The organism is Nocardiopsis protaetiae, assembly GCF_045446735.1.
Taxonomy (GTDB): Bacteria; Actinomycetota; Actinomycetes; order Streptosporangiales; family Streptosporangiaceae; genus Nocardiopsis; species Nocardiopsis protaetiae.
Map to the genome: position 1 here is coordinate 1 of NZ_JBJJBV010000328.1, position 6,640 is coordinate 6,640.

5 protein-coding genes and 1 pseudogene are annotated in these 6,640 nt (G+C 74.0%); 4 read left to right on the forward strand and 2 right to left on the reverse strand.

Translation table 11 applies throughout. The annotated features are described in order from the left end of the window. Positions 1-125: pseudogene (locus ACJOT3_RS30800) on the forward strand (IS5/IS1182 family transposase); the annotation flags it as partial. Between the two features lie 191 nt (positions 126-316). Here ACJOT3_RS30800 and ACJOT3_RS30805 read toward each other — a convergent pair. Beyond that, entirely contained in the window at positions 317-1,000 is a 684-nt protein-coding gene (locus ACJOT3_RS30805; RefSeq protein ID WP_406976642.1) for a response regulator, read from the reverse strand. Further along, positions 997-2,901, reverse strand: a complete 1,905-nt coding sequence (locus ACJOT3_RS30810; RefSeq protein WP_406976643.1) for a sensor histidine kinase — start codon at positions 2,899-2,901, stop codon at positions 997-999. The genes ACJOT3_RS30805 and ACJOT3_RS30810 overlap by 4 nt, the downstream gene beginning before the upstream one ends. A gap of 330 nt (positions 2,902-3,231) precedes the next feature. Here ACJOT3_RS30810 and ACJOT3_RS30815 point away from each other — a divergent pair, with 330 nt between their 5' ends. From ACJOT3_RS30815 to ACJOT3_RS30825, 3 genes are all read left to right on the forward strand, one after another. After that, a complete protein-coding gene (locus tag ACJOT3_RS30815) occupies positions 3,232-4,224 on the forward strand; it encodes a tripartite tricarboxylate transporter substrate binding protein (protein ID WP_406976644.1) in 993 nt (330 codons plus the stop codon). A gap of 110 nt (positions 4,225-4,334) precedes the next feature. Then, positions 4,335-4,982: a tripartite tricarboxylate transporter TctB family protein gene (locus ACJOT3_RS30820; RefSeq protein ID WP_406976645.1), complete on the forward strand. Its 648-nt coding sequence runs from the start codon at positions 4,335-4,337 to the stop codon at positions 4,980-4,982. Further along, complete coding sequence (locus ACJOT3_RS30825) at positions 4,983-6,542, forward strand: tripartite tricarboxylate transporter permease (RefSeq protein WP_406976646.1); 1,560 nt, start codon at positions 4,983-4,985, stop codon at positions 6,540-6,542. It abuts the gene before it with no gap. Positions 6,543-6,640 lie beyond the last annotated feature (98 nt).

Below are 6,640 nucleotides of genomic sequence, written 5' to 3' on the forward strand. Positions count from 1 at the left end.
TCAACAAGTTCAAGGAATGGCGGGGGCTGGCCACCCGGTACGACAAGACGCCCCAGAGCTACCTCGCGGGCCTTCACCTGCGCGGGGCCCTGTTGTGGTTGCGCAGCCTGCCCGCCACTCCTTGATCCAAACCCAGAACAGGCCCTAGGGGGTTGTCCACAGGCGGCGTTCGGCGAGTGGTGCGAGGGCGGGGACGGAGCGGATCATGGATTCGGGGGCACAGTGCCCTGCCGGTCGGTGGGCGTACCTCCCCCTGATCGACGCTACCCGTTCCCGCCCGGCCCCACCAGTGGCTTCCTCCGGCTGTGGACGGAGGCTAGGCGACCCAGCGGTAGCGGTGTTCGGGGCGGCCCGCCGAGCCGTAGCGCATGCGCAGCTCGGCGCGGCCGTCGGCGCACAGGTGTTCCAGGTAGCGGCGGGCGGTCACCCGGGAGACGCCCGAGCGTTCGGCGACGTCGGAGGCGGACAGGTCCCCGTCGGCGTCGCGCAGCACCCCCGCGACCAGGGCGGCCGTGGCGGCGGTCAGCCCCTTGGGCAGCGAGCGGCCGCCCGGCGGGCGCAGCAGGCCGAACAGCCGGTCCACGTCCTGCTGGGTGGCCTCCCCCGCGGAGTCCATCTGGCGGCGGGCCACCGCGTAGCGTTCGAGCTGGTCGCGCAGGGCGCTCAGCGGGAACGGCTTGAGGAGGTAGTGCACCGCTCCCCCGTGCAGGGCGTCGCGGACCTGGGCGATGTCGCGCACCGCCGTGATCATGAGGAAGTCGGTGCGGCGGGCCTCGTCGGCGGCGGCCGCGCGCAGCGTGCGCATGACCTCGATCCCCGACGCGTCCGGCAGGTGCAGGTCGAGCAGCACCAGGTCCGGGCGGTGGCCGCGGATCTGGGCGAGCGCGGTGGCCGCGGTGTGCGCAACGCCGACCACGGTGAACCCGGGCAGCGACTCCACGAGTTCCTGGTGGTTGCGGGCCACCCGGACGTCGTCGTCCACGACCAGGACGCGGATCACCGGGCCTCCCCCGAGGCCGTACCCGACCCGCCGGCGGAGCCCGGCGTACCGGCCGCGCCCGGCCCGGCAGCGGAGCCCGGCGCGGTCGCGGCCCCCGGCTCACCTGCCGGGTCAGGACCGGCCGCGGGGTCCGGCTCACCGGCGGGGTCCGGCATGTCGGCGGCACCCGGCCCGGAGGCCGGCAGGTACGCGGTGAACACCGCGCCCTCCTCGCTGTCGGGCGCCTCCATCTCCACGCTCCCCCCTCGGCCCTCGCACACCTGCTTGACCAGCGCCAGCCCCAGCCCGCGCCCGCCCGCGTCCCGGGACGCCTTGGTGGTGAACCCGAGCCGGAAGATCTCCTCGGCGATCCCGTCGGCGACCCCGTGCCCGGAGTCCGTCACCCGGATCTCCAGCAGGTCGTGCGGCGGGCCGTCCTCGCCGGCCCGGTGCAGGCGCACCATCAGCTCCACCCATCCCCGGCCGTCGCCCGCGACGGCGTCCAGCGCGTTGTCCACCAGGTTCCCCAGCACCAGCAGGGCGTCGGCGCGCAGCCCCCGGTCCAGCGCGGGCACCTCCGTCATCGGGGAGAGCCGCAGGTCCACGCCGATCTCGGCGGCCTGCGCCGACTTGGCGATGACCAGGGCCGCCACCGCCGAATCCGCCACGTGCTCGGCGATCCCCGCGGTGGTGCGGGTGTGCGCCGCCGACAGGTCCGCCAGGTAGGCGCGGGCCTCCTCGTGGGCGCCCAGGTCGAGCAGCCCGGCCAGGGTGTGCATCCGGTTCGCGAACTCGTGGGTCTGGGCCCGCAGCCCGCGGGTGACGGTGCGGGCGCCGTCGAGTTCGCCGGTGAGCCGGTCCAGCTCGGTGCGGTCCCGGAAGGTCACGACCGCGCCGGTCTCCTCGCCCCGGATCCGGACCGTCCTGCGGTTGGCGACCAGGATGCGGTCGCCGGAGAGCAGGAGGAGGTCCCGGCCCCGGTCGGCCCCCGAGACGATGTCGCGGACCCGCTCCGAGGCGCCGAGTTCGTCCAGGGTACGCCCCTCGGCGTCGTCGGGAAGCCCCAGCATGGCGCGGGCCGGGGGGTTGGCCAGGACGAGGCGGCCGTCGGCGTCGACGGCGAGCACGCCCTCGCGGACCGCGTGCAGCAGGGCCTCCCGGCTCTCCAGCAGCGCGGTGATGTCGGCCGGTTCCAGCCCGTGGGTCTTGGTCCTGACCTGGCGGGACAGCGACCAGGCGCCGACCACGCCCAGGCCCAGGACCACGGCGACCGTGCCCAGCACGGCGGGGACGGCGGCGCGCGCCTCGGTGGTGGCGTCGGAGGTCAGTATGCCCAGGGAGATGTAGGCGACGACCGCGCCGCGGGCGTCGTCGCCGTTGACCGAGCCGCCGCCGGAGAACACGGGGATCTTGGCGCGGACGGTGCGCCCCTGGGTGCCGGTCTCCACCCCCGTCCATTCCTGTCCCCGCGCGGCGGGGCCGGGCGGGGTGGACACCGTCTCTCCTATGAGGTCCTTGTCCGGGTGGGTGTAGCGGATGCCCTCGGGGGAGGCGATGACCAGGTACTCCACGCCGGTGGCGGCGGCGATCCGGTCGGCCAGCGGGTCGAGTTCGGCGGCCGGGTCGGGGCCCTGGACGCCGTCGATGACCTCGGGCATGACGGCGACGGCGCGGGCCACGCTGAGGACGCGTTCGGTGTACTGACGGTCGGTGTGCCGGTCGAGGTGGACCACCCACAGGGAGCCGACGGCGACCAGGGCGGCGGCGAGCAGGAGCACGTAGCCGACGAACAGGGAGCCGGTCAGCGAGAGGTGGGGGCGGGTGCGCGGGGCGGACGCGCGTGGGCCGGAGGTGAGCAGGCCGGGGGCGCGCGGAGCGGTAGCGGGTGTGCGCGGCGGCCGACGGAGCGAGCGCGCGGTCATGCCGGGGCCTTCCGGGAGGGGGCGGTGCGGGTTCGGGATTCGGGGTGCGGGATTCAGGGCGGGATCAAGGCGGGATCGGGGCGGGCCTGGTGCGAGCCCGATACGGGACCGGTGCGGGTCCCGAAACGGACGCGGCGCCGGCCGGATCGGTGAACCCCCAGGTGAACACACGGGTGGGCACCGTGTTCGCGAGCGTGCCACGAACAATACGACCAATATGACGCCAGTTTTAACAACACCATGACACGAGCGTGGGCCGGGTCACACTGTGACCCGGCTCTCCTCGTTCCCGCACGGCGAGGGGGCGAACGAGGTCGGAAGGAGACAGCGATGCGCCAACGCGGTGTGCCGCTCCGTATCGCGGGCGGGCTCTGCGCCCTCCTGCTGGTGGGGACCGCACTGTTCGACGTGCGCCAGAGTTCCGCGGAGGGGACCGGTGAGCAGGAGAAACTCCTGCTCATCGCGCCCGCCGCCCCCGGCGGGGGCTGGGACGCCCTGGCCCGGGAGATGCAGAACGGCCTGCGCGAGGAGGAGTTGCGCTTCAACGTCGAGGTCCGCAACGCCGAGGGCGCGGGCGGCACCATCGGGCTGGCGCAGATCGTCAACCGGTCGGGGCAGAGCAACGTTCTCTCCATGACCGGGCTGGGCATGGTGGGCGCGGTGGAGACCACCGGGTCGCCCTACACGATGGACGACGTGACCCCGATCGCCCGACTGGCCTCGGAGTACCAGGTCGTGGTGGTGCCCGCCGACTCCCCCTACGAGACCCTGGACGACCTCGCCCAGGACTGGACCGCCCAGGAGACGACCCTGCCGGTGGCCGGCGGGTCGATGGGCGGCGTCGACCAGATCTTCGCGGGCCGGGTGGCCCAGTCCATGGAGCTGGCCCCCGGGGAGATCAACTACCTGCCGTACTCGGGCGGCGGCGAGGTGCTGACCTCGCTGCTGTCGGGGACGGCGGTGGTCGGGTTCAGTAGCCTGAGCGACTTCGCCGACCAGGTGGGCGGCGGGGGGCCGCTGCGGGTCCTCGCGGTGTCGTCCCCCGAGCGGCTGGAGGGGCTGGACGCGCCGACGTTCCTGGAGCAGGGCTACGAGGTGGAGATGTCGAACTGGCGCGGGGTCATCGCGCCGCCGGGGCTGACCGACACCGAGGTCGAGGTGCTGGAGGGGCTGGTGGCGGAGCTGGTGGAGACCCCGTCGTGGGCCGACACGCTGGAGCGCAACCGGTGGACGGACACCTACCAGGGGCGGGCGGAGTTCACCGCGTTCCTGGAGGACGAGGTCGCCGTGACGCAGGAGACCATCGAGGAGCTGGGGCTGTGACCGTGAACGGAACGGAGAAGTCGGCGTCCGCGGCGGCGGCATCGACGTCGGCCGCGGCAGCGGCAGCGGACCCGGAGGCCGGGGGTACTGCCGCAGGTACGACCGCGGAGGTGTCCGGAGGCGCGACCGCGGAGGCCGCCGGGACCGCGGGAGCGGCCGAGAGCGCGGGAGCGGCCGGTGGCGCAGGAGCAACTGAAGGCACGGACGCCGCGGAGGCGGCGGCCGGGGACGCGGAGCTCGCCGCCGCCCGGGCCGCCGCCGCGGCCGCGGCACCCGACCCCGAGACGGTGCCCTGGAGCGGACCAGCCCGGTGGGTGGTGCCCGCGCTGACCGCGGCCGTGGGCGCGGTCATGCTGTGGGGCGCGCTCACCATCCAGGCCCCGCCCAACGCCACCCGGCCCGGCCCCGGGTTCTTCCCCGGGATGATCGGCGCGCTGCTGCTGGTGGCGGCCGTGTTCCTGGTGGTGGGGAACCTGCGCAAGCGGAACACCGGCGTCTCCAACGCCCTGGAGTGGTTCGAGGCGCGGCCGGTCCTCATCGTGCTGGCCGGGCTGGTGGCGCACATCGCGCTGCTGGAGTTCCTGGGCTGGCTGCTGGCCGGTGCGCTGCTGTTCTGGGCGGTGGCCTTCGCGTTCGGGGCGCGCGCGTACCCGCGCGACGCCGTGGTGGCGCTGTCGGTGTCGGCGGCCGTCCAGGTGGGCTTCTCGCTCGGCCTGGGTCTGAGCCTGCCGTCCGGAATCCTGGGATGGGTGCTGTAGATGGAGACTCTGGTCAACCTCGGGGACGGGCTGCTCGCGGCCCTGACCCCCGGAAACCTGATGTGGGCGTTCCTGGGCGTGCTGCTGGGCACCGCGGTGGGCGTCCTGCCGGGCCTGGGCTCGGCGATGGCGGTGGCGCTGCTGCTGCCGGTGACGTTCCGGCTGGACCCGACGAGCGCGTTCATCCTCTTCGCGGGCGTGTACTACGGCGGGATGTTCGGCGGGGCGACCACGTCGATCCTGCTCAACACCCCGGGGCAGGCGTCGTCGATCGCGACCACCTACGAGGGCCACAAGATGGCCCTGGCCGGGCGGGCCGCGCAGGCGCTGTGCACGGCGGTGATCGGCTCGTTCTTCGCGAGCATCGTCGGAACGCTGATCGTGGCGTTCTTCTCGCCGGTGATGGTGTCGTTCGCGCTGAACTTCGGGCCGGGCGAGTACTTCGCGCTGACCGTGTTCTCGTTCGTGGCGGTGGCCGCGGTGGTGTCGGGCTCGGTGCTGCGCGGGCTGACCTCGCTGCTCATCGGCCTGGCCATCGGCGTGGTCGGCATCGACGGGCAGAGCGGCGCGCCGCGGTTCGACTTCGGGTCGGCGGTGATGCTCGACGGCATCGACGTCGTCATCGTGACCGTGGGGCTGCTGGCCCTGGGCGAGGTGCTGTACGTGGTGGCGCGCGGCAAGTCGGCGCCGGACTTCGCGGCGATCCGCACCGGGCGGCCGTGGCTGAGCCGCCGGGACTGGAAGCGGTCCTGGGGGCCGTGGGTGCGCGGGACCGCGCTGGGCAGCGCGTTCGGGCCGATCCCGGGCAGTGGTGCGGAGATCCCGACGTTCGTGTCGCTGGGTCTGGAGCGCAAGCTCGCCGAGCGGCGGGCCGCGCGCAAGGGCGACCCGGAGGAGAACGAGTTCGGCAAGGGCGCCATCGAGGGTGTGGCCGGGCCCGAGGCCGCCAACAACTCCAGCGCGGCGGGCACGCTGGTGCCGCTGCTGGGGCTGGGGCTGCCGACGTCGGCGACGGCCGCGATCATGCTGGCGGCGTTCCAGCAGTACGGGTTGCAGCCGGGGCCGGTGCTGTTCGAGCGCAACGCGGACCTGGTGTGGACGCTGTTGGCGTCGCTGCTGGTGGGAAGCGTGCTGCTGCTGGTGATCAACCTGCCGTTCGCGCCGCTGTGGGCGAAGCTGCTGAAGCTGCCCAAGCCGTACCTGTACGGGGGGATCACCCTGTTCTCGGTGCTGGCGGTGTACGCGATCAACACATCGGTGGTGCACCTGGTGATGCTGCTGGCGGTGGCGCTGCTGGGGCTGGTGATGCGGGCGTTCGGCGTGCCGGTGGCCCCGGCGCTGATCGGCGTGGTGCTGGGCCCGATCGCGGAGACGGAGTTCCGGCGGGCGCTGGCGGCGTCCTCGGGCGACCCGTCGATCCTGGTGGGCAGCGGGATTTCGATCGGCCTGTACGTGATGGTGGCGCTGGCCGCGCTCATCCCGGTCATTGCGGGGCTGCGCCGGCGCGCGGCGGCCCGGGCGGCGCGGCCGGACGTGTCCGAGCGCGAGACCGTGTCCTGACCTGACACGGCCGATCCCCTTCCCCGGGATCGGCCTCCACGGTCGACCCTTTACTCCCGGGGGTCGACCCCCACGGCCCCCGGCCCGTCCGCCGGGGG